Source organism: Mixta sp., assembly GCF_024610815.1.
Taxonomy (GTDB): domain Bacteria; phylum Pseudomonadota; class Gammaproteobacteria; order Enterobacterales; family Enterobacteriaceae; genus Mixta; species Mixta calida.
This window is the reverse complement of record NZ_JANION010000192.1, coordinates 23,035-44,671: the sequence shown is the minus strand read 5'-3', so window position 1 is coordinate 44,671 and position 21,637 is coordinate 23,035. Positions and strand designations below refer to the sequence as shown.

General features: G+C 59.2%; 23 protein-coding genes, 1 tRNA gene and 2 pseudogenes. 19 read left to right on the top strand and 7 right to left on the bottom strand.

Annotated elements, in window-relative coordinates; genetic code table 11:
• Positions 1-58: 58 nt before the first annotated feature.
• From MYY08_RS14560 to MYY08_RS14530, 7 genes and pseudogenes are all read left to right on the top strand, one after another.
• Positions 59-379, top strand: coding sequence for a hypothetical protein (locus MYY08_RS14560; RefSeq protein WP_133052072.1), 321 nt, complete (start codon positions 59-61; stop codon positions 377-379).
• Positions 380-382: 3 nt separating this feature from the next.
• Positions 383-682 (top strand): hypothetical protein, encoded by a 300-nt coding sequence (locus MYY08_RS14555; RefSeq protein ID WP_084970569.1) that lies wholly within the window; start codon positions 383-385, stop codon positions 680-682.
• A 66-nt stretch (positions 683-748) separates the two neighbouring features.
• Positions 749-979 (top strand): hypothetical protein, encoded by a 231-nt coding sequence (locus MYY08_RS14550; protein WP_084970568.1) that lies wholly within the window; start codon positions 749-751, stop codon positions 977-979.
• Complete coding sequence (locus MYY08_RS14545; RefSeq protein WP_084970567.1) at positions 969-1,268, top strand: DUF7739 domain-containing protein; 300 nt, start codon at positions 969-971, stop codon at positions 1,266-1,268. Before MYY08_RS14550 ends, MYY08_RS14545 begins: the two co-directional genes overlap by 11 nt.
• 45 nt (positions 1,269-1,313) lie before the next feature.
• Positions 1,314-1,487, top strand: coding sequence for a hypothetical protein (locus tag MYY08_RS14540; protein ID WP_167401658.1), 174 nt, complete (start codon positions 1,314-1,316; stop codon positions 1,485-1,487).
• An 80-nt stretch (positions 1,488-1,567) separates the two neighbouring features.
• Positions 1,568-1,660, top strand: a pseudogene (locus MYY08_RS14535) (helix-turn-helix domain-containing protein); the annotation flags it as partial.
• 134 nt (positions 1,661-1,794) lie between these two features.
• A pseudogene (locus tag MYY08_RS14530) lies at positions 1,795-2,955 on the top strand (integrase).
• A gap of 18 nt (positions 2,956-2,973) precedes the next feature.
• Here the strand turns inward: MYY08_RS14530 and MYY08_RS14525 are convergent.
• Positions 2,974-3,050: transfer RNA gene (locus MYY08_RS14525), tRNA-Arg, on the bottom strand.
• Between the two features lie 181 nt (positions 3,051-3,231).
• Here MYY08_RS14525 and folD point away from each other — a divergent pair.
• Together folD and ybcJ are read left to right on the top strand one after the other, a co-directional pair.
• Positions 3,232-4,098: a bifunctional methylenetetrahydrofolate dehydrogenase/methenyltetrahydrofolate cyclohydrolase FolD gene (gene folD / locus MYY08_RS14520; RefSeq protein WP_038627492.1), complete on the top strand. Its 867-nt coding sequence runs from the start codon at positions 3,232-3,234 to the stop codon at positions 4,096-4,098.
• Positions 4,098-4,310 carry a ribosome-associated protein YbcJ gene (ybcJ, locus tag MYY08_RS14515; RefSeq protein ID WP_038627494.1) on the top strand — a complete coding sequence of 71 codons (213 nt, stop codon included), beginning with the start codon at positions 4,098-4,100 and terminating at the stop codon, positions 4,308-4,310. The genes folD and ybcJ overlap by 1 nt, the downstream gene beginning before the upstream one ends.
• A 78-nt stretch (positions 4,311-4,388) precedes the next feature.
• Here the strand turns inward: ybcJ and MYY08_RS14510 are convergent, their stop codons facing one another.
• The 3 genes from MYY08_RS14510 to cysS all read right to left on the bottom strand — a co-directional run bounded on the left by MYY08_RS14510 (position 4,389) and on the right by cysS (position 7,813).
• Positions 4,389-5,471, bottom strand: a complete 1,083-nt coding sequence (locus MYY08_RS14510; RefSeq protein WP_038627496.1) for an oxidoreductase — start codon at positions 5,469-5,471, stop codon at positions 4,389-4,391.
• Positions 5,464-6,222 carry a DeoR/GlpR family DNA-binding transcription regulator gene (locus MYY08_RS14505; protein ID WP_038627498.1) on the bottom strand — a complete coding sequence of 253 codons (759 nt, stop codon included), beginning with the start codon at positions 6,220-6,222 and terminating at the stop codon, positions 5,464-5,466. Before MYY08_RS14505 ends, MYY08_RS14510 begins: the two co-directional genes overlap by 8 nt.
• A 205-nt stretch (positions 6,223-6,427) precedes the next feature.
• On the bottom strand, positions 6,428-7,813 hold the full coding sequence (cysS, locus tag MYY08_RS14500; protein ID WP_288014689.1) for a cysteine--tRNA ligase: 1,386 nt from the start codon (positions 7,811-7,813) through the stop codon (positions 6,428-6,430).
• 245 nt (positions 7,814-8,058) lie between these two features.
• Between cysS and ppiB the strand changes: the two genes are divergently transcribed.
• From ppiB to purK, 4 genes are all read left to right on the top strand, one after another.
• Positions 8,059-8,553, top strand: coding sequence for a peptidylprolyl isomerase B (gene ppiB / locus MYY08_RS14495; RefSeq protein WP_038627502.1), 495 nt, complete (start codon positions 8,059-8,061; stop codon positions 8,551-8,553).
• A complete protein-coding gene (gene lpxH / locus MYY08_RS14490; RefSeq protein ID WP_288014687.1) occupies positions 8,553-9,269 on the top strand; it encodes a UDP-2,3-diacylglucosamine diphosphatase in 717 nt (238 codons plus the stop codon). The genes ppiB and lpxH overlap by 1 nt, the downstream gene beginning before the upstream one ends.
• A gap of 144 nt (positions 9,270-9,413) precedes the next feature.
• Positions 9,414-9,923, top strand: a complete 510-nt coding sequence (gene purE, locus MYY08_RS14485; RefSeq protein WP_288014685.1) for a 5-(carboxyamino)imidazole ribonucleotide mutase — start codon at positions 9,414-9,416, stop codon at positions 9,921-9,923.
• The gene (gene purK / locus MYY08_RS14480; protein WP_084971723.1) at positions 9,920-10,987 is read left to right on the top strand and encodes a 5-(carboxyamino)imidazole ribonucleotide synthase; all 1,068 of its coding nucleotides are present in this window, start codon (positions 9,920-9,922) and stop codon (positions 10,985-10,987) included. The genes purE and purK overlap by 4 nt, the downstream gene beginning before the upstream one ends.
• Before the next feature lie 76 nt (positions 10,988-11,063).
• Here the strand turns inward: purK and ybbP are convergent, their stop codons facing one another.
• Together ybbP and ybbA are read right to left on the bottom strand one after the other, a co-directional pair.
• Complete coding sequence (gene ybbP, locus MYY08_RS14475) at positions 11,064-13,472, bottom strand: putative ABC transporter permease subunit YbbP (RefSeq protein ID WP_288014682.1); 2,409 nt, start codon at positions 13,470-13,472, stop codon at positions 11,064-11,066.
• Positions 13,469-14,155, bottom strand: a complete 687-nt coding sequence (gene ybbA / locus MYY08_RS14470) for a putative ABC transporter ATP-binding protein YbbA (RefSeq protein ID WP_084971464.1) — start codon at positions 14,153-14,155, stop codon at positions 13,469-13,471. The genes ybbP and ybbA overlap by 4 nt, the downstream gene beginning before the upstream one ends.
• Here ybbA and tesA point away from each other — a divergent pair.
• The 5 genes from tesA to MYY08_RS14445 are packed head-to-tail and all read left to right on the top strand — an operon-like array spanning position 14,126 to position 17,918.
• Positions 14,126-14,749, top strand: coding sequence for a multifunctional acyl-CoA thioesterase I/protease I/lysophospholipase L1 (tesA, locus tag MYY08_RS14465; protein WP_038630093.1), 624 nt, complete (start codon positions 14,126-14,128; stop codon positions 14,747-14,749). The genes ybbA and tesA overlap by 30 nt on opposite strands.
• A 28-nt stretch (positions 14,750-14,777) precedes the next feature.
• The gene (locus MYY08_RS14460) at positions 14,778-15,575 is read left to right on the top strand and encodes an SDR family oxidoreductase (protein WP_038627512.1); all 798 of its coding nucleotides are present in this window, start codon (positions 14,778-14,780) and stop codon (positions 15,573-15,575) included.
• Positions 15,576-15,631: 56 nt separating this feature from the next.
• Positions 15,632-16,489, top strand: a complete 858-nt coding sequence (locus tag MYY08_RS14455; protein WP_038627514.1) for a co-chaperone YbbN — start codon at positions 15,632-15,634, stop codon at positions 16,487-16,489.
• A 53-nt stretch (positions 16,490-16,542) separates the two neighbouring features.
• Positions 16,543-17,460 carry an SPFH domain-containing protein gene (locus MYY08_RS14450; protein ID WP_038627516.1) on the top strand — a complete coding sequence of 306 codons (918 nt, stop codon included), beginning with the start codon at positions 16,543-16,545 and terminating at the stop codon, positions 17,458-17,460.
• Positions 17,460-17,918: an NfeD family protein gene (locus MYY08_RS14445; RefSeq protein WP_038627518.1), complete on the top strand. Its 459-nt coding sequence runs from the start codon at positions 17,460-17,462 to the stop codon at positions 17,916-17,918. The genes MYY08_RS14450 and MYY08_RS14445 overlap by 1 nt, the downstream gene beginning before the upstream one ends.
• On the opposite strand, the gene cueR is transcribed toward MYY08_RS14445, so the two are convergent.
• A complete protein-coding gene (gene cueR / locus MYY08_RS14440) occupies positions 17,915-18,322 on the bottom strand; it encodes a Cu(I)-responsive transcriptional regulator (protein WP_038627520.1) in 408 nt (135 codons plus the stop codon). The genes MYY08_RS14445 and cueR overlap by 4 nt on opposite strands.
• A gap of 675 nt (positions 18,323-18,997) precedes the next feature.
• Between cueR and copA the strand changes: the two genes are divergently transcribed.
• Entirely contained in the window at positions 18,998-21,622 is a 2,625-nt protein-coding gene (copA, locus tag MYY08_RS14435; RefSeq protein ID WP_288014678.1) for a copper-exporting P-type ATPase CopA, read from the top strand.
• The last annotated feature ends 15 nt before the right edge of the window (positions 21,623-21,637 follow it).

Genomic DNA, 21,637 nt, shown 5'->3' with positions numbered 1-21,637 from the left:
TAATTTGACATGTGAATTCATATATGCCATATATACACTATACAAACAAGGGGTATATATGGAATTCATTACTGGAAGTTTTTCTGACATTGCCGATACCAACCTAGGAAAGGAGTTGTGGGCATTCCTGACATCTCATGAATCATTAATAATGATGGAAACTGCAAGCTATCTGTCAAAACCGGCACTGGAGCCTTTACAACCCAGCCTCTTAGAGAGGTTCGGTGATGAAGTTAAAAGGGATCGCGTCAAGCAGATGTTGGGGAAAATGGTCAGACAGATAATGGAAGAGCGTGGATACGCACTTGACCAAGTTGGTGTGAGATTAAAACAAAATTCTTTATTTTTAAGCGCAGCCAGATATAAAAAATGGAGCTGAAGTATGAACCTTAGAATGGAAGTAAGGAAATGGGTTTCCGGACACATTGAAGGGATTATTGAGGCGGCCCGCTTTCATAATGCTGAGACGGTTAGGATTGGAATGACAGGTGAAGGAATCAGGCCTAATTATCAATTAATCACAGATAAAAACAGCTTAATCGCCATTAATGGCATTAACCATCAGCCATTTAGTAGGGTCAGTGAGTTCGACGAAAAAAGGATTTCGAAGGCTTATTCAATTGAGCAACTAATCAATATGAGAGTATGGGGCGGTTTCGTTGAAGCAGAAAATTTTGAGTGAAGGTTAAATAACCCACTAAGCCGCCCACGGGCGGTTTTTTATTGCCTGGATCCGGAGTAAAGAAGCGTGGAACCGGAAACCAAAAACGCGCTAAGGGCCGTAGCGCGTAAGTGCAGGAGCGAAATCACCAACGCCATCGACGGCCAGCCAAAGTCAGACCACGACAACATTATCACCACCCTTCTCGATAAACACGCCAAAACCGTTCAATGCCTACCGCCTAATACATTTCCGGCCAAGCGCTGGTTATCGTTTTATGTGCGTCAGGTTGATAAGGAGATAAAACATGTCAGTTGAATTAATCGATAAACGTCGCCCGGGACAGCGTATAAGAGGACTGGGATTGCCTAACGGCACATGGTTTAAAGTGCTGGGCATACTAGGCATGGAGAAGCTCGTTGATACGCAGCATACCAATGACCTTTTGGATATCACGCCAGGCAAGGCAAAGAAAATGGCAGCATTGATAGAGGCGTGGACGCCGCCAGATGGCTGGGTTAACGGAAATGACCACCGCTCACATGCCAGAATGAAAGCTTACCTCATCGAATTCCTGCGCGACTGCAACGGCTTCCGCAGCCGCTAACTCCCATCCTCCTATTCACTATCGCGCTATGCGTGAGGAGTTGTTATGTCCAGAGATATACTTTACGAATGGCTAAAAAGTGGCGAGTACATGGCCCGCTGTGGCTATACCTTGCAGCGAAGCCGAAAGAAAGTGCCGTTCAAAAACATGGATAATGATATAGCCCGCTTCAGGCGTGAAATGGATGAGAAGTTTAGCAGCATTCTGAGCGCTAAATGATCACCCCACTCCACCTCATCATCACAATCATTGCGTTCATCATCGCCAGAGCAATATTCAACTACCTGTAGAGGTCATTCATGGAAGCTTACGCGCTTACCCTGGATGAGGCCTGCGCGTTTCTCGGCATCTCCCGATCCACGGCCAGCAACTGGATACGGTCGGGACGCCTGACAGCAACACGCAAAGACCCGTCCAAACCGAAGTCACCCTATCTCGTCACCCGCCAGGCATGTATTGCCGCTCTCAATAATCCAATGCACACTGTCGCAGTGAGCGCGGCAGGTGCATATGAGGAGAAATTATCATGTCCATCTTCCGCAGGGGCTCCGTCTGGTACGGGAGTTACACGACGCCGGGCGGCAAGCGAATTAAGGAATCTCTTGGCACAGAGGACCGAAAGCAAGCACAGGAGTTGCACGACCGCAGGAAGGCTGAACTGTGGCGAATAGAGCGCCTTGGTGACTTTCCTGATGTAACGTTCGAAGAAGCCTGCATGCGCTGGCTGGAAGAGAAAGCGCATAAGAAATCTCTGGATGCAGATAAGGGCCGGATTGGATTCTGGCTCATGCATTTTGAAGGAGTTTTGCTGAAGGATATCAGCGAGGCGAAAATTTACGCTGCGGTCAGCAGGATGACCAACCGTAAATCAGAGGAAAGATGGAAACAGCGCGCTGCATCGATGCAGAAGAAAGGAATCGATATTGGGGTATATAAGCCGGAGCCGGTATCCACATCTACGAAGGCCAAGCATCTGGCGCTCATGAAGGCGCTGATGCGTGCAGCCGAAAGGGAATGGAAGTGGATCGAGAAGTCACCTGTCATCAAGGTGCCGCAGGAAAGAAATAAGCGGGTACGGTGGCTCGAACCCGCTGAAGCAAAGCGGCTGATTGATGAATGCCCTGAGCCGCTCAAGTCTACCGTAGAGTTTGCACTGGCGACAGGGTTGCGCCGGTCGAACATTGTCGATCTGAAATGGCAGCAGATTGACATGCAGCGCAAGGTGGCATGGATATACCCGGAGGAAAGCAAGTCAGGCAGAGCAATTGGCGTTGCACTGAATGACACAGCCTGCGCCGTTCTGAAGCAGCAGCTTGGCAAGCATCACAACTGGGTGTTTGTACACACCGAGGCTGTGAAGCGAAATGACGGAACGACAACGGCCGGAGTCAGAAAGATGCGCGTCGATTCAAACACTGCATGGCGAGCAGCGTTAAAAAGAGCCGGTATTGAGGACTTCCGGTTTCACGACTTGCGACACACCTGGGCAAGCTGGCTCATTCAGTCAGGAGTTCCGCTTTCGGCGCTGCAGGAAATGGGTGGCCGGGAAAGCATCGAGATGGTGTAGCGTTATGCACATCTGGCACCTAACCACCTAACCGAACACGCAAGGAAAATTGACGCGATTCTTAGCAGTCGTGTCCCAAATCTGTCCCACGTTGAAAATCTGAAAGCTGGAGGTGAGTGATAAGTGATTGATATTTAATGGCACGCCCTACAGGATTCGAACCTGTGACCTACGGCTTAGAAGGCCGGTGCTCTATCCAGCTGAGCTAAGGGCGCCTTGGTGAGTTGGGTCGAATTATACGACGCAAAGGCAGCGAGTCAACGTTTTTACAGCCGTGCCGCGCGCTTCGCCGAAGATGTAACCAGACAGCGCGATTCAGGGACTGACAGCGGCGCGCGCTTCTGACAAAATACGCCGCATTCCCCGATTCACTCACACAGATGGATTCCTTCCCTGATGGCAGCAAAAATTATTGACGGTAAAACGATTGCGCAGCAGGTGCGCCTTGAGGTTGCTGAAAAAGTGAAACAGCGGCTGGCGGACGGAAAGCGCGCGCCGGGCCTGGCGGTAGTGTTGGTGGGCGAAGATCCCGCCTCGCAGATCTATGTCGGCAGCAAGCGTCGCGCCTGCGAAGAGGTGGGGTTTATCTCCCGCTCTTACGATCTGCCGGCAACCACCAGCGAAAGCGTGCTGCTTGAACTGATCGATACGCTGAATAACGACAGCGAAATTGACGGAATCCTGGTGCAGCTGCCGCTGCCGGCGGGCATCGATAACGTCAAGGTGCTGGAGCGTATCGCGCCGGATAAAGATGTCGATGGCTTCCACCCTTATAATGTCGGCCGCCTCTGTCAGCGCGCGCCGCTGCTGCGCCCCTGTACGCCGCGCGGCATCATCACGCTGCTGGAGCGTTATAATATCGATACCTACGGCCTGAATGCGGTGGTGGTCGGCGCCTCGAATATCGTCGGCCGTCCGATGAGCCTGGAGCTGCTGCTGGCTGGCTGCACCACCACCGTGACGCACCGCTTTACCAAAGATCTGCGTCATCATATTGAGCATGCCGATCTGTTAGTGGTCGCGGTCGGCAAGCCGGGCTTTATCCCTGGCGAGTGGATTAAACCCGGCGCGATCGTTATCGACGTAGGGATTAACCGTCTGGAAAGCGGCAAAGTGGTAGGCGACGTGGAGTTTGACGTCGCCGCCGAACGCGCTTCCTGGATTACGCCGGTACCGGGCGGCGTTGGGCCGATGACGGTCGCAACGCTGATTCAAAATACGCTGCAGGCGTGCGAAGAGTATCATGATAAAGGAGCCGCATAATGGCCACGTTTTCTTTAGGTAAACATGCGCACGTTGACCTATGCGATCTGCTGAAGCTGGAAGGCTGGGTAGAAAGCGGCGCGATGGCGAAGAATCTCATCGCCGATGGTCTGGTGACGGTAGATGGTCAGGTTGAAACGCGTAAGCGCTGCAAGATTATCGCCGGACAAACGGTGGAGTTTGACGGACAGCGCGTCAAGGTCACTGCCTGAGACGACAACAGCCGGTTAAACCGGCTGTTTTTTCTGCCGCGCGTCAGCGTCCCTGCTGAAAGCGCTCTCTGCTGTCGATTACTGTGCCTGCTGTAAACGCAGCGCGCTTTTTTCCGCTTCGCTTAATGCGGGCTGCTGCGCCTGGCCGCTCTCCGAGGCTTTTACCGCCGCTTCCAGCACCGCCATTACCGCCAGCGCCTGCTGCGGCGGCACCGGATTCTCCTGCTGACCGTTCAGCGCGTTGGCGATCTGTATATAGTACTGACGCTGATCGCCCGCTGGCGTCGGCAGCTGGCGCGGCGCTTCTTCTCCGCTGTAGAGCACCATCGCGTCGTCGTCCGCGCCCCAGCCTGCGCTGCCGGGCGTCACCCCCGCCAGTAGCTGACTCTCCTGGCGGTCGGCATGCGCTTTTATCAGGCTGCCTTTATCGCCATGCACGCTAAAGCGCGATACGCCGCCGGCAACCAGCATGCTGCAATGGAGGATAACGCGATGCTCAGGATAGTTCAGCACAACATGCGCCCAGTCGTTCACCTCCGCCTGTTCACGCAGCGTGGCGATATTGCCCTGCACGCTTTCCGGCAGGCCAAACAGCTGTAACGCCTGGTCGATCAGATGCGGGCCTAAATCGAACCACAGGCCGCTGCCCGGCACGTTCTGCTCGCGCCAGCGTACGCGTACCTGCGGACGAAAACGGTCGATATGAGATTCAAACTGCACGACCCTGCCCACCAGCCCCTGCTCTATCGCCTGGCGCACGCCGAGATAGTCGCTGTCCCAGCGGCGATTGTGAAATACCGACAGCAGCTGTCCTTTCTCTTCGGCCAATGCGATCAGCTCGCGCGCTTCCTGCATATTCAGCGTAAAAGGCTTATCCACCACCACATGTTTGCCCGCCTCCAGCGCCTCTCTGGCCAGCGGCGCATGCGTGGTGTTGGGCGACGCGATCACCACCAGATCGATATTCGGATCGGCGATCGCCTGCTGCGCATCGGCGATCACTCGCATACCGGGAAAATCAGCCTGCACTTTGGCGGCGTCGCTGGAAACGATAGCGTAGAGGTTCAGTCCCGCCGTGGCGGAAAGCAGCGGTGCGTGAAAGGTCTTTCCGGCGAAGCCGTAGCCAATCAGCGCCACGTTGATCATTGCGTTGTCACTCATGTTGTTCTCCTTCGGCGATAACTGAAACGTCGGTGGATGGCATAGCGGGCAGCGCATTCCAGGGACGATCGATAAACAGACGTTGCATATCCGCTAAATCCGCTACCCGATGCGGCTGGCAGCGGTCCAGTTTTAAATGATCGACGACCAGCCAGCGTTGGGCGCTGAACGCCAGCATGGCGCGTTTAATTTCGGCATCGGCTTCCTGGCTGGCGCTAATGCCCAGCCTGGCGTCGACCGCGCAGGCGCCGAAAATGGCGATATCGGCGCGATAGCGTTGCAGCGCCGCCAGCGTGGCGGCGCCAGCAAACAGGCGCTGACTGTTATCCCACTGCCCGCCCAGCAAAATCAGTTCAATATCCGCCCGACCGCTCAGCGCCCAGGCGATATCGAGTGATGCGGTGATCACTCGCGCAGGAACCGTAAGCGCGGCGGCCACCGCCAAAACGGTGCTGCCGGCGTCCAGCATCAGCGTGCTGCCTGGCGGGATCTGCTGGGCCACCGCCCTGCCCAGCCGCTGCTTGGTTGCGTTAAGCACGCCGCTGCGCGCATTGCGCGACATCGCGGGCACATCCAGCGCAATTGCGCCGCCGTGGTTTTTCTGCGCCAGCCCCTGGCGTTGCAGATCGTTAAGATCGCGGCGTACAGTGTCGACCGATACCCGCAGCGTGCGGGCCAGCTCCGCCACGCCCAGCTGTCCCTGCTCGCTTAACAGCCCTAACAGCGCTTTTTGACGCGCAACTTTATGCATAGCGATCCTCCTTTGCAGCAATATACTGCAAAAAACGGCAAATAACAGCAAAAGAGGGATCAAAAGGATCTTTTTGATGGAGGGTCAGGCATTAGAGAGAGTAGTCGCAAAAGCACGCCGGGAGTGGCGGCAGGCGGAAAATCATCCGCAGAAAACGACCGGACGCAGAAAAAGGGCTGGTCAACGCCAGCCCTGAGGGAGAATATTACTTACGGCGCCAGGTGGTGCCCTGTGGGCCATCTTCCAGCACGATGCCTAACGCGTTCAGCTTGTCGCGCGCGACATCCGCCTGCGCCCAGTCTTTCGCCTTGCGCGCGTCGTTGCGCATTTTAATCAGCGCCTCGATCTCGGCCACTTCGTCGTTATCCTGCGCCGCGCCGCCTTGCAGAAATTGCTCCGGGTCCTGCGCCAACAGACCCAACACGCCGGCCAGTTCGCGCAGACGCGCCGCCAGCCCGTCCGCCGCGGCCTTATCTTCCGCCTTCAGACGGTTCACTTCACGCGCCAGATCGAACAGCACGGAGTAAGCTTCCGGGGTGTTGAAGTCATCATCCATCGCCTCGCGGAAGCGTGCAACAAACGCCTCGCCGCCTGCCGGTTCGGCGCTGGCGTCGGTATGGCGCAGCGCGGTATAGAGACGCTCCAGCGCGGCGCGCGCCTGTTTCAGATTCTCTTCGCCGTAGTTAAGCTGACTGCGATAGTGGCCGGACATCAGGAAGTAGCGCACCGTTTCAGCGTCAAAATGCTGCAACACGTCGCGGATGGTGAAGAAGTTGCCCAGCGATTTGGACATCTTCTCGCGATCGACCATCACCATGCCGGAATGCATCCAGTAGTTGACGTAAGGGCCGTCATGGGCGCAGGTGGACTGCGCAATCTCATTTTCGTGATGCGGGAACATCAGATCGGAGCCGCCGCCGTGAATATCAAAATGCTCGCCCAGCTGCTTGCAGTTCATGGCGGAACATTCGATATGCCAGCCCGGTCGCCCGGCGCCCCACGGCGAAGGCCAGCTTGGCTCATCCGCCTTCGACATTTTCCACAGCACGAAGTCCATCGGGGTACGCTTGACGTCGGCGACTTCCACGCGCGCGCCCGCCTGCAACTGTTCCAGATCCTGGCGCGAGAGGCAGCCATATTCAGGATCGCTGTCGACGGCGAACATCACGTCGCCGTTGCTCGCCACGTAAGCGTGTCCACGGGCGATCAGTTTTTCCACCAGCTCGATGATTTCGCTGATGTGACGGGTAGCGCGCGGCTCCAGATCGGGCGGCAGAATATTCAGCGCGCTGAAGTCGGCGTGCATCTCGGCGATCATGCGGTTGGTCAGCGCTTCCACCGTTTCATTATTCTCATTGGCGCGCTTGATGATTTTGTCGTCAATATCGGTGATATTGCGCACATATTTCAGCTGATAGCCGCAGTAACGCAGATAGCGCGCCACGATATCGAAGGCAACGAAGGTTCGGCCGTGACCGATATGGCTCAGGTCATAAACGGTAATACCGCACACGTACATGCCCACTTCACCGGCATGGATCGGTTTAAATTCCTCTTTTTGGCGCGTCAGGGTATTAAAAATTTTCAGCATTGAACTTTCCGTATAAGCGTGTGCGGATAAACGAAACTAAGAGGGTCTATTTTTCACGTAAGCGCTACGCAATGCAAGAAAGGACGCAGGCGCGCGGCGGCAAAAGCGCACCGGGAGTCCCTGTAAAGCCCCTTTGCGCTTACTGACGCCGCCCCGGAAATTATGTTATAAGAAGCGTCTGTTAAAACTGGCCCGCGCAGGCGGGCGCAGTATCTTAAGAACCCCAACCTTTACAGGACGAGATTATGGTTACTTTCCAGACCAATCATGGCGATATCGTGATCAAAACGTTTGATGACAAAGCGCCTGCGACCGTGCAGAACTTCCTGGATTATTGCCGTGAAGGTTTCTACGACAACACCATTTTCCACCGTGTGATCAATGGTTTTATGATTCAGGGCGGCGGCTTTGAGCCGGGCATGAAGCAGAAAGCGACCAAAGCGGAAATCCGCAACGAAGCTAACAACGGTCTGAAAAACACCCGCGGCACGCTGGCGATGGCGCGTACTTCCGCTCCGCATTCCGCCACCGCGCAGTTCTTCATCAACGTTGCAGACAACGACTTCCTCAACTTCCGTGACGAAAGCCTGCAGGGCTGGGGTTACTGCGTGTTCGCTGAAGTGGTGGAAGGCATGGACGTGGTCGACAAGATCAAAGCCGTTTCCACCGGCCGCAGCGGCATGCATCAGGATGTGCCGAAAGAAGACGTGATCATTCAGAAAGTCATCGTTAGCGAGTAATGTCACGCACGCTGTTTATCGCAGATTTGCATCTGTGCCAGGAAGAACCGGCAATTACTGCCGGTTTTCTGCGTTTTTTGCAGCGCGAAGCGCAAACCGCCGACGCGCTCTATATTCTCGGCGACCTGTTTGAAGCCTGGATCGGCGATGACGATCCCAATCCGCTTCATCAGCAGATCGCGACGGCGCTGCGCACGCTGCCGTTGCCGGTCTGGTTTATTCACGGCAACCGCGATTTTCTGCTCGGCCAGCGCTACGCCCGCGCCAGCGGCATGACGCTGCTGCCTGAGGAGCAGGTGCTGAATCTCTATGGTCGTTCGATATTGATTATGCATGGCGACACGCTCTGCACCGACGATGAAGGCTATCAGCGCTTTCGCCGCAAGGTGCATCAGCGCTGGCTGCAGAGGCTGTTTCTCGCCCTGCCGCTGCGGCTGCGTCAGCGTATCGCGCTGCGTATGCGCGACGGCAGCAAAAACGCCAACAGCCAGAAGTCCACGGCAATTATGGATGTCAATGCGCAGGCGGTCAGCGAGGCGATGCAGCGCCATCAGGTTCAGTGGTTGATCCACGGTCATACCCATCGTCCGGCGGTCCATACGCTGACGGCGAACGGCCAGCCCGCAGAGCGGTTGGTGCTGGGCGCCTGGCACAGCGCCGGTTCGATGATTGAAGTTACCCCGCAGGCGATTAACCTGATTCACTTCCCTTTCTGAAGCGGAAAAGATCCCGCTTCAGCGCCCGTTATCGGGCTACGCAACCGTTTTCCTTGCCGAAGAGACATGCTATTCTCTGTGCCCTTCCCGACCGCGTGGCAACCACGCCGGTGACCTTTGCATAATCACAGGAGTCAGATCCGCATGTCTCTTAACGCCGCCCCGACCCGCATCGCCATCGTCATGGGTTCCAAAAGTGACTGGGCCACAATGCAGTTCGCTGCGGAGATCCTTACCGCTCTGGCCGTTCCCTTCCATGTTGAAATCGTTTCCGCTCACCGCACGCCGGATAAGCTGTTCAGCTTTGCCGAAGGCGCGGCGGAAAAAGGCTATCAGGTGATTATCGCAGGCGCCGGCGGCGCGGCCCACCTGCCGGGCATGCTGGCGGCGAAAACGCTGGTGCCGGTGCTGGGCGTGCCGGTGCAGAGCGCCGCGCTGAGCGGCGTCGACAGTCTCTACTCCATCGTACAGATGCCGCGCGGCATCCCGGTGGGCACGCTGGCGATCGGCAAAGCGGGCGCCGTCAACGCCGCCCTGCTGGCCGCACAGATTCTGGCGATCCATGACGGCGAACTGGCGACGCGCCTTGCCGCCTGGCGTCAGGCGCAGACCGACGACGTATTGAATAATCCCGATCCGCGGGAGGAAGCATGAAGCCAGTTTGCGTATTAGGAAATGGTCAGTTGGGCCGTATGCTGCGTCAGGCGGGCGAACCGCTGGGCATCGCCGTCTATCCGGTGGGGCTGGACGCCGAGCCGGAAGCGCTGCCGATTCAGCAAAGCGTGATCACCGCTGAAATCGAACGCTGGCCGGAAACCGCCCTGACGCGTGAGCTGGCGCGCCATCCGGCGTTTGTGAACCGCGAGATTTTTCCGCTGCTTGCCGATCGGTTAACCCAAAAGCAGCTACTTGATCGGCTGGGCCTGGCGACCGCGCCCTGGCAGTTGCTCTCCTCTGCGCAGGAGTGGCCGCAGGTTTTCGCCCGTCTGGGCGAACTGGCGATCGTGAAGCGTCGCACCGGCGGCTATGACGGGCGCGGCCAGTGGCGTCTGCGCGCAGCGGAAACCGCCGCGCTGCCGGACGAGTGCTACGGGGAGTGCATCGTTGAACAGGGCATCAACTTTTCCGGCGAGGTGTCGCTGGTCGGCGCGCGCGGACATAACGGCGCGACGGTGTTCTATCCGCTGACGCACAACCTGCATCAGGAAGGCATTCTGCGCACCAGCGTGGCGCTGCCGCAGCCGGACAAGGCGCAGCAACAGCAGGCGGAACAAATGCTGAGCGCCATTCTGCATGAGCTGAACTATGTCGGCGTCATGGCAATGGAGTGCTTTGTCACGCCCGCGGGGCTGTTGATTAACGAGCTGGCGCCGCGCGTACACAATAGCGGCCACTGGACGCAAAACGGCGCGTCCGTCAGCCAGTTTGAGCTGCATTTACGCGCCATTCTCGACCTGCCGCTGCCGACGCCGGTGGTCAGCACGCCGTCGGTGATGATCAATCTGATCGGCACCGATGTGAATCCGCAGTGGCTAAGCGAGCCGCTGGTGCATCTGCACTGGTATGAGAAAGAGGTGCGTCCGGGTCGCAAGGTGGGACACCTGAACCTCAGCGATCCTGACGGCCAGCGTATCGCCGCCGCGCTGACGGCGCTGACGCCGATGCTGCCGCCGGAGTACGCCAGCGGCATCGCCTGGGCGCAGAGCCTTTTAGGGTAAGGCGTGCGCTGTCCATGAAGACAGCCAGCCCCAGCGTTTTTGAACCTCAACGGCCCGCGCATGCGGGCCGTTTTTATCAGAAGCTGCGGAACAGCGCTTTGCCACGCAACAGTCGAATGCCCAGCCAGCCGCCGCACAGCGAAAGCAGCAGCGCGCCGCTCAGCGGCAACACTATCCAGAGTCGGTAATCCGGCTGCCACGGAAAATCGAACACTTTGCGCTGCAATCCCCACAGCGCCGCCTCCGCCCCCAGCGCCGCCGCGCCGCCAGCCACCACGCCCAGTAGGGCAAACTCGCACCATAATGTCGCGCGCAGCAGCTTTTTACCCGCGCCCAGCGTGCGATAGACCACCAGCTCCTGGCGTCGTTGCCGCATCCCTACCTGTATCTGCGCCAGCAGCAGCAGAATGCCGCAACCGGTCACCAGCACTACCATGATTTCCAGCGCCTGGCTGACCTGCGTCAGTATCTGGCCGATCTGACGCATCATCGCGCCGATATCGAGCAGGCTGAGCGTCGGAAAGGCGCGGTTAAGCTGCGCCAGCGTTTCAGGATGCCCGTCGAGACGGAAGCTGGTAAGCCAGGTCTGCGGTTGTTCATCCAGCGCACCCGGCGGAAAGATAAAGAAGAAGTTGGGACGCAGGCTTTCCCAATCCACTTTACGCAGGCTGCTGATTTTAGCGCTGAACTGTTGGGTATCGCCGGTAAAGGTCAGCGTATCACCGAGCCTGACGCCGAGCCGGTCGGCCAGCTCCGCTTCCATAGAGACCTCGCCAGCGCGCGGCGGCCACTCGCCGGCCACGATCGGATTATGCTCAGGCCGATGCGACAGCGTGGTCAGATTCAACTCGCGGTTAAGCGCGCTGTCGCGACGCGGATCGACCTTCTGATGGTTAATCTCCGTCAGGCGCACCCTGGCGATGGGATAGAAGGTGCCGGGATGAATCTCGCGCTGAACCAGAAAACGCTGCACGTCCGCCACCTGGTCGCGGCTGATATTCAGCAGAAAATAGTTGGGGCTGTCGGCGGGCAACTGTTGCTGCCAGCGTTCAAGCAGATCGCCGCGCAGCACCAGCAGCAGCGCCAACAGCATAAAGGAGAGCGAAAAGGCGGCCAGCTGGCTCAGCGTCGCCCAGGGCTGACGCAGCAGGCGATTCACCGCCAGCCGCAACGCCAGCCTGCGCAGCGTCAGACGCCCCAGCAGCCAGAGCGCGCCCCACCCCAGCGCGGCCAAAAGCAGCGCCAGCAGCACAATGCCGCCCAGCAGCGCCCAGAGCAGTTTGCTGTTGCCCACCAGCAGCACCAGCAGCGCAACCACCACCAGCGCCATCACAGGCAGATAGTAACGCAGCGGCCAGACCGGCGCGATGGCGTCCTGCCGCAGCACGCGCAACGGCTGGGTCTCCAGCAGCAGCCGATAAGGACGCAGCCCCACCAGCAGCGAAATCACAAACAGCGCGCCCAGCGCCCAAATCCAGGGCCAGACCCCGGCAGGCGGCAGTTCGCCTGGCAACACCGGCCGCAGCATCCGCAGCAGCAGCGTCTCAAACCCCGCGCCCAGCACGCCGCCAGCCAGCGCGGCCAGCAGCAGCACCGCGAACCATTGTCCGACGATCAGCCGCCGCAGCGCGCCGCGACCGGTGCCCAGCGTCTTCAGCACCGCCACCAAGTCGTAACGGCTGCGGCAGTAGTGGCTCATCGCCACCGCGACCGCCGCGACCGAGAGCAGCAGCGTCAGCAACGCCGATAGCAGCAGGAACTGCTGCGCGCGCTGCATCGAACGGCCCAGCGCATCTTCGGAATTCTCGACGCTGAGCCAGCGCTGATCGCTTTTCAGCTGCGGCGTAATCCAGCGGTCATAGCGGCTGAGCGCCTCGGCGTCGCCAGCGAACTTATAGCGCCAGGCTACGCGGCTGCCGGGCTGAATCGCGCCGGTTTTCTCCACGTCCGCCAGGTTCATCAGTAGGCGCGGCGCGGTCTGAAAAGGATTAAACCCGGCGTCAGGCTCCTGTAAAATCGCGCCGGCGATGCGCAGACGAGCATCGCCGACCTCCAGTTCGTCGCCGGGCTTCACCGCCAGCAGCGCCATCAGCCGCGGCGCCAGCAGCACGCTGCCCGGCTGAGGCTTCAGGCCCGGCGGTTCGGTGCGCAGCTTGCCGAACATCGGATAGCTGGCGTCTACCGCCTTGATCGCCGCCAGCTGCGGGCTGTCGCCCGCAAAGGTCATGGTCATAAAGGTGAGCTGAGCGGAGAGCTGGAGCCCCTGCCGTTGCGCCTGCTCCAGCCACGCCTGCGGCGCGCTGTGGCTGCTGCGCAGCGTGCGGTCGCCCGCCATAAACTCGCGGCTCTGCTGGGTCAGCCCTTTCTCCATGCGGTCGCCGAGCGTACCCAGCGCCAGCACGCAGGCGACCGACAACGTCAGCGCCAGCCAGACGATCAGCAGCGAGGGCGAACGCCACTCGCGCCAGAACCAACGCCAGATCATGCTTCCTCCCACAGCTTACCGTCGCGGACGCGCAGCCGACGATCGCAACGCGCCGCCAGCTGCGCGTCGTGCGTGACGAGGATCAGCGTGGTGGCGCTGTCGCGATTCATGGAAAACAGCAGGTCAGCGATGCGGTCGCCGGTTTGACGATCGAGGTTGCCGGTCGGCTCATCGGCGAACAGCACGTCGGGACGCCCGTTAAAGGCGCGCGCCAGCGCCACGCGCTGCTGCTCGCCGCCGGAAAGCTGCGTCGGCAGGTGATGCAGCCGCTTGCCCAGGCCGAGCTGCGCCAGCAGACTTTGCGCCTGCTCGCGGCTTAGCCGGTCCGATTCACCGCGCAGCAGCGCCGGAAGCTGTACATTTTCCAGCGCGCTCAGCGTCGGCACCAGCATAAAAGATTGAAAGACAAAGCCGACATGACGCGCGCGCAATGCGGCGCGCTGCTCCTCATCCATCTGCGGCAGGGACTGGCCGCAGAGACGCACCTCGCCGCTGCTGCCATCATCCAGCCCGGCCAGAATGCCCAGCAGCGTCGACTTGCCTGAGCCGGATTCGCCAATCAGGGCGATGCTCTCCCCTGGTTTGACAACCAGGTCAACTCCGGTAAGGATGAACAGCTGATGCTCCCCTTCACCGACGGATTTAGTAAGATGATGAACTTCAACAATGTTTTCCGCTGGCATTATCCCTTCCTGTTGTTGTTACTGTTGCTGGCGCGCGTCGCGTCAGCCGATACCCTGCTGGTGCTGGGCGACAGCCTGAGCGCCGGCTACCGCATGTCCGCCGGTGAAGCCTGGCCCGCGCTGCTGGATAAAAAGTGGCGGCAGCAGCCGCAGGTGGTGAACGGCAGCATCAGCGGCGACACGGCGGCGCAGGGCCTGGCGCGTCTGCCGGCGCTGCTACAGCAGCACAAACCGCGCTGGGTATTGATCGAACTGGGCGGTAATGATGGGCTGCGCGGCTTCCCGCCGCAAAATATTGAACAGGATTTGCGCAAAATTATCACTACGGTGCAGGCCGCCAACGCCGAACCGCTGCTGATGCAGATTCGTCTGCCGGCGAACTATGGCCGCCGCTATACCGAAGCTTTCAGCAATATCTATCCCAAACTGGCTCAGCAGTACAATGTGCCGCTGGTGCCCTTTTTTATGGAACAGGTCTATCTTCAGCCCCAATGGATGCAGCAGGACGGCATTCATCCGGCGCCCGATGCGCAGGACTTTATTACCGAGCTGATGGATAAGGCGCTGACGCCACTAGTTAAACACGAGTCCTGAACGGCAACGAAGCCAGAGACGTAAAGTTATGCAAAAAAACGTGTTAATCACCGGCTGCTCCAGCGGCATCGGCCTGGCGGCAGCCAACGATTTATTGATGCGCGGCTATCGCGTGCTGGCCGCCTGCCGCAAAGAAGCGGACGTGGCGCGCATGGAGGCGCTGGGCTTTTGCGGCATCCAGCTCGACTTAGACGATGAAGCGAGCGTTGCCCGCGCCGCTGAACAGGTCATTGCGTTGACCGGCAACCGGCTCTACGGGTTATTCAATAACGCCGGCTACGGCGTTTACGGCCCGCTGGAAAGCCTGTCGCGCCGTCAGTTGGAACAGCAGTTCGCCAGCAACCTGTTCGGCACGCATCAGCTGACGATGCTGCTGCTGCCAGCGCTGCGCGCCAGCGGCGAGGCGCGCATTATCAATACCAGTTCAGTGATGGGGCTGATTTCTACGCCCGGACGCGGCGCCTATGCCGCCAGCAAATATGCGCTGGAAGCCTGGTCTGACGCTCTGCGCATGGAGCTGCACGGCAGCGGCGTGCGCGTCAGCCTGATCGAGCCCGGCCCTGTCCATACCCGTTTTACGGACAATGTGAATCAGACGCAGCGCGATAAACCGGTGCGGAATCCCGGCATTGCGGCGCGTTTTACCCTGCCGCCGGAAGCGATCCTGCCTAAGCTGCGCCATGCGCTGGAGAGCCGTCGCCCGCGCCTGCGCTATCCTGTGACGCTGGTCGCGCATGCCATGAGCTGGCTGCGACGCTTGCTGCCAGGCTGGATGCTGGATCGCATTTTACGCGGCAACGCGCGCGATAATGCAAATTCTGCTTGAAGCCGGGCGTAGCGCCCCAATATCGTAACAAAGTCATCAGACAAAGAGACGCATACATGTCACTACACGCTTCGATTATCGATATCAACGAATCCAACCTGCAGCAGACGCTGGAGCAGTCCATGACGGTGCCGGTGCTGTTCTATTTCTGGTCCGATCGCAGTCAGCACTGCCAGCAGCTTACGCCGGTGCTGGAACGGCTGGCGCAGGAGTATGCGGGACAATTCCTGCTGGCGAAGCTCGACTGTGATAATGAGCCGATGGTGGCGTCGCAGTTCGGTCTGCGCGCCATCCCTACCGTTTATCTGTTCCAGAACGGCCAGCCGGTAGACGGCTTCCAGGGGCCGCAGCCGGAAGAGGCGATCCGCGCGCTGCTGCAAAAAGTGCTGCCGCGCGAGGAAGAGTTAAAGGCGCAGCAGGCTATGGCGCTGGTGCAGCAGGGGAAAACGCTGGACGCGCTGCCGCTGTTGAAAGAAGCCTGGCAGCTGAGCAACCAGTCGAGCGAAATCGGCTTCCTGCTGGCCGAGGTGTTGATCAGCCTTAACCGCAGCGATGAAGCGGAAGCGGTGTTGAAAGTGGTGCCTTTGCAGGATCAGGATACCCGCTATCAGGGGCTGATGGCGCAAATCGATCTGTTGAAGCAGGCGGCAGACACGCCGGAAATCCAGCAGTTGCAGCAGCAGCTGGAAAGCGACCCGGATAACGCCGATCTGGCCAGCAAGCTGGCGCTGCAACTGCATCAGGTAGGCCGCAACGAAGAAGCGCTGGCGTTGCTGTACGGCCATCTGAGAAAGGATCTGAACGCAGCGGACGGCCAGGCGCGCAAGATGCTCCAGGAAATTTTGGCGGCGCTGGGCACCGGCGACGCGCTGGCGGCCAAATATCGTCGCCTGTTATACTCCCTGCTCTACTAATCCGCTAATACGGGCCAGGGAAACGGCCCGTCTTACGACAGTCTGGAGGTTATATGTTCGCCGTTATTCCCGTTCTTATTGTTGTCGCGCTGATTGTCGTCTGGGCAGGCGTGAAAATCGTGCCGCAGGGCTATCAGTGGACCGTTGAGCGTTTTGGCCGCTATACCAAAACGTTGCAGCCGGGCCTCAATCTCGTCGTTCCCTTTATGGATCGCATCGGCCGCAAAATCAATATGATGGAGCAGGTGTTGGATGTGCCATCGCAGGAAGTCATCTCTAAAGATAATGCCAACGTCACCATCGACGCCGTCTGCTTTATTCAGGTCGTCGATCCGGCGCGCGCCGCTTATGAAGTCAGCAATCTGGTGCAGGCGATTATTAACCTGACGATGACCAATATCCGTACGGTGCTGGGTTCGATGGAGCTGGACGAAATGCTGTCGCAGCGCGACAGCATCAATACCCGCCTGTTGCATATTGTTGATGAAGCGACCAACCCGTGGGGTGTAAAGGTAACGCGTATCGAGATTCGCGACGTGCGTCCGCCGCAGGAGCTGATCGCGGCGATGAATGCCCAAATGAAGGCGGAGCGCACCAAGCGCGCCGATATTCTGGCGGCGGAAGGCATCCGTCAGGCGGCGATTTTACGCGCCGAGGGCGAGAAGCAGTCGGAAATCCTGAAGGCGGAAGGCGAGCGTCAGGCGGCATTTTTACAGGCGGAGGCGCGCGAACGCGCCGCCGAAGCGGAAGCGCGCGCTACCACCATGGTTTCTGAGGCGATCGCCGCAGGCAATGTACAGGCGGTAAACTACTTCGTGGCGCAGAAATATACCGACGCGCTGCAAAAAATCGGCTCCGCCGACAACAGCAAAGTGGTGCTGATGCCGCTGGACGCCACCAGCATTATGGGCTCTATCGCCGGCATCAGCGAGCTGCTGAATGAAACGCGGCCCACGCGGAGCGACAGATAATGCTGGCCGCCATCGTCAATCATCCGCACTGGTTCTGGCTGACGCTGGGCGGACTGCTGCTGATTGCCGAAATGCTGGGCTCCAACGGCTACCTGCTGTGGAGCGGCATCGCCGCGCTAACGGTAGGTCTGATTCGCTGGCTGCTGCCCTTCACCTGGGAGACGCAGGGCGTACTGTTCGCCCTGCTGACGCTGATCGCCGCGTTTCTCTGGTATCGCTGGCTGGCATACCGACAGCAGCGGCAGCCTGATATGCATCTCAATCAGCGCGCGCGGCAGATGACGGGCATGTCGCTGACGCTGACGGAAGGGCTGGTGAACGGACTGGGGCATGTTCGTATCGGCGACGGCAGCTGGCGCGTGCAGGCCGATCACGATCTGCCTGCCGGCACGCGGGTCGTGGTCACCGGCGTGGAAGGCGTTACCCTGCGGATTGCGCCGCTGGAAACGACGCGTTAGCTGTCCGCGCGATGGCAGCAGCCCGCAAGGTTATTAATGATCGGGCAGTCCGCGCGCTCATCGCCGGGGCAGCTTTCCGCCAGCGCCAACAGCCGTTCACGCATCAGGTTCAGTTCAAATATATGCGCCTCGATCTCTTTTACCTTTTGCAGCGTGCGCGCTTTTACATCCGCGCTGTGGCGCGCCGGATCGTTGAACAGGTGCACCAGCTCCCGACACTCATCAAGGTTAAAACCGACCTGACGCGCCTGGCGCAGCAGCGTTAACTCCTCCAGGTGGCGCGTCGTGTAGCTGCGATAACCATTCTCGCTGCGCAGCGGCGGCGTCACCAACCCTTTCTCTTCATAGAAGCGGATCGCTTTACTGGTTAAACCGGTTTTTTTCGCTACATCGCTAATATTCATCTTATCCCCCTTCGGTTGATTACGGGCAGTCTCTCTTTCCCGCTCCGGCAGCCTGAGGCCGACGCCTCCCATTTATAACGCTATTTGTCAGCGACGGAAACTGAAACCCGCCCTTCAAGCGCTGGCCGCCGCATCGCAGCAAGTTCGATCGGCAAACAAACATTTTAAGACGCCGCCATCGCTTTTTTTATGGATTATTGACGCGGCTGTTTACGACTGTGGCCGATAATGATTTTTATTTTCCGTCCTTAACCTACCTGCCCAGGCCGTTATACTTTTTTACCTGCTGAACGTGATGTTGATCAAAAGAGGCCGAAAAACGTTGCCCGTAAATAGGGTTAATAAAAAGCGTTAAATAAGGCTGTTAATTGTTGGTAAGGTGGCGCGATGCGGTATAAAACGCGCCATTATTATAAAAAGATAGCCGCGGCATGATCGCAGCCAACATATCCTTTTTTATTTATCACCGCAGACGAACCCCGCTTAACCACAGACCAACGGCGCTTCTGGCCTCTTGCGTTATGCCGGTTAATTCTGTGCCCCGCGTCTACGCATATGACGCTCGCTGCCGCCCCGGTAAAATCTTATCTGAGGAAACTTGACCTTCCCCTTAAAGGAAGGTTTACCCTTATTACTTCAGTCATTGATTCTGCGCAGGCAGAAAGGAGATGCTTTATGTCACATACCACTCTGTTAACGCTGGACGGCCTTTCCTGCGGCCACTGCGTTAAACGCGTTAAAGATGCGCTGGAACAGCGCGACGATGTGCAACAGGCCGAGGTGACGCTGAACGAAGCGCGCGTAACCGGCGACGCATCCGCAGAAGCGCTGATCGCCACTGTTGAACAGGCGGGATATCAGGCCAGCAGCCAGGACAGCTCGCGCCCAAAGGCTGAACCGCTGACAGTATCAGAACCGACGCCGGAAGCGCTGACAGCGGACAACTCCACGCTTCCGGCAGAGACTCAGCCAGCGAAGAACATCCTGCAACCGGCAGAAAACCGTCCAGCGGGGAACGCCCCGCTTCCGGAGGAAAGCAGGCCAGCAGAGAACGCTTCGCTTCCGGCGCAGGCCGATACGGCGGCGGAAAACTACCAGCTGCTGATTGAAGGAATGAGCTGCGCCAGCTGCGTCAGCCGGGTGGAAAAGGCGCTGGCGCAGGTCGACGGCGTGCAGCAGGCGCGCGTCAACCTTGCCGAACGCAGCGCGCTGGTTATCGGCTCGCCGCAGCCGGAAGCGCTGGTATCCGCCGTGGTGAACGCTGGCTATGGCGCGGAGGTGATCGGCGACGAAAGCGAACGGCGCGAGAAACAACAGTTAAGCGCGCGCCAGGCGATGCGCCGCTTCAGCTGGCAGTCGGCGCTGGCGCTGGCGTTAGGCGTGCCGCTGATGGTTTACGGCCTGTTCGGTGACAATATGATGCTGACCGCCAGCAACCGCAGCGGCTGGCTGGTGATTGGCGTTCTGACGCTGCTGGTGATGGTGGTCGCCGGCGGTCATTTTTATCGCAGCGCATGGCGCAGCCTGCGCAATGGCTCAGCCACAATGGATACGCTGGTGGCGCTCGGCACGCTCACCGCCTGGCTCTATTCCATCAGCGTCAATCTGTGGCCCGACTTTTTTCCAGCCGCCGCGCGCCATCTCTATTATGAAGCCAGCGCCATGATCATCGGCCTGATAAACCTTGGTCATGCGCTGGAGCAGCGCGCGCGCCAGCGATCGTCGAAAGCGCTGGAGCGCCTGCTGGACTTAACCCCGGCGACGGCGCGCGTGATAACGGAGAGCGGCGAGAAAACCGTGCCGTTAAGCGACGTGCAGCTGGGCATGATCCTGCGTCTGACGGCGGGCGATCGCGTGCCGGTTGACGGCGTGATTAGCGAAGGCGAAGCCTGGATGGAAGAGTCGATGCTGACCGGCGAACCGCTGCCGCAGCATAAGTCGCAGGGCGAGTCGATTCATGCCGGTACGCTGGTGCAGGATGGCGCGATTCTGCTTCGCGCCAGCGCGATTGGAAAAAATACCACGCTGTCGCGCATTATTCAGCTGGTGCGCCAGGCGCAAAGCAGCAAGCCTGCTATCGGGCAGCTGGCTGACCGCATCTCGGCGGTGTTCGTTCCGGCCGTGGTGCTGATCGCCCTGTTCAGCGCCGCCGTCTGGTATTTCTTCGGACCGCAGCCGTCGCTGGTCTATATGCTGGTGATCGCCACCACTGTATTAATTATAGCCTGTCCCTGCGCGCTGGGCCTCGCCACGCCGATGTCGATCATCGCTGGCGTTGGACGCGCTGCGGAGTTTGGCGTGCTGGTGCGCGACGCCGACGCCCTGCAACGCGCCAGCGAGCTGGATACGCTGGTATTTGATAAAACCGGCACCCTTACTCAGGGGGCGCCGCAGGTGACGCAGATCGTCGCCTTTGAGGGTTTCAGCGAAACGCAGGTGCTGCGATGGGCAGCGGCGCTGGAACAGGGCTCGAATCATCCGCTGGCAAAAGCGATACGCGACCGCGCCGGTGAAGGCGCGCTGCCGGAAGGCGCGCAGTTCCGCACCCTGCGCGGCATGGGCCTTAGCGCGACGCTGGAAGGTAAACCGATGCTGCTGGGCAATGCGGCGCTGCTGGCGCAGCAGCAGGTTAGCGCCGAGCGCGCCGCCGCGCTGGCCGATGAGCTGGCGGCAAAAGGCGCTACGCCGGTATTTCTTGCCGTTGAGGGCAAGCTGGCGGGCCTGCTGGCGATCCGCGATCCGCTGCGCGATGAAAGCATGCGCGCGCTGCAACGCCTGCACGGGCTGGGCTACCGGCTGATTATGCTGACTGGCGATAATGAGGTGACCGCGAGAGCCATTGCGCAGGAGGCCGGGCTGGATGAGGTGATCGCCGGCGTACTGCCGGACGGCAAGGCAGACGCCATTCGTCGCCTGCAGCAGGCGGGCCATAAGGTTGCGATGATCGGCGACGGCATCAATGACGCGCCGGCGCTGGCCCAGGCCGATGTCGGCATCGCCATGGGCGGCGGCAGCGATGTGGCGATTGAGACCGCAGCCATTACCCTGATGCGTCACGATCTGCACAGCGTAGTCGATGCGCTGGCGATTGCGAAAGCGACGCTGCGTAATATGAAGCAGAACCTGCTGGGCGCGTTTATTTATAACTCGCTGGGAATACCGATTGCCGCTGGCGTGCTGTGGCCGTTGACCGGCACACTGCTAAGCCCGGTGATTGCCGGCGCCGCCATGGCGCTTTCTTCGATTACCGTGGTCAGCAACGCCAACCGGCTGCTGCGCTATCAACCCCCGACTGAATAATACGCTTACGCTTTC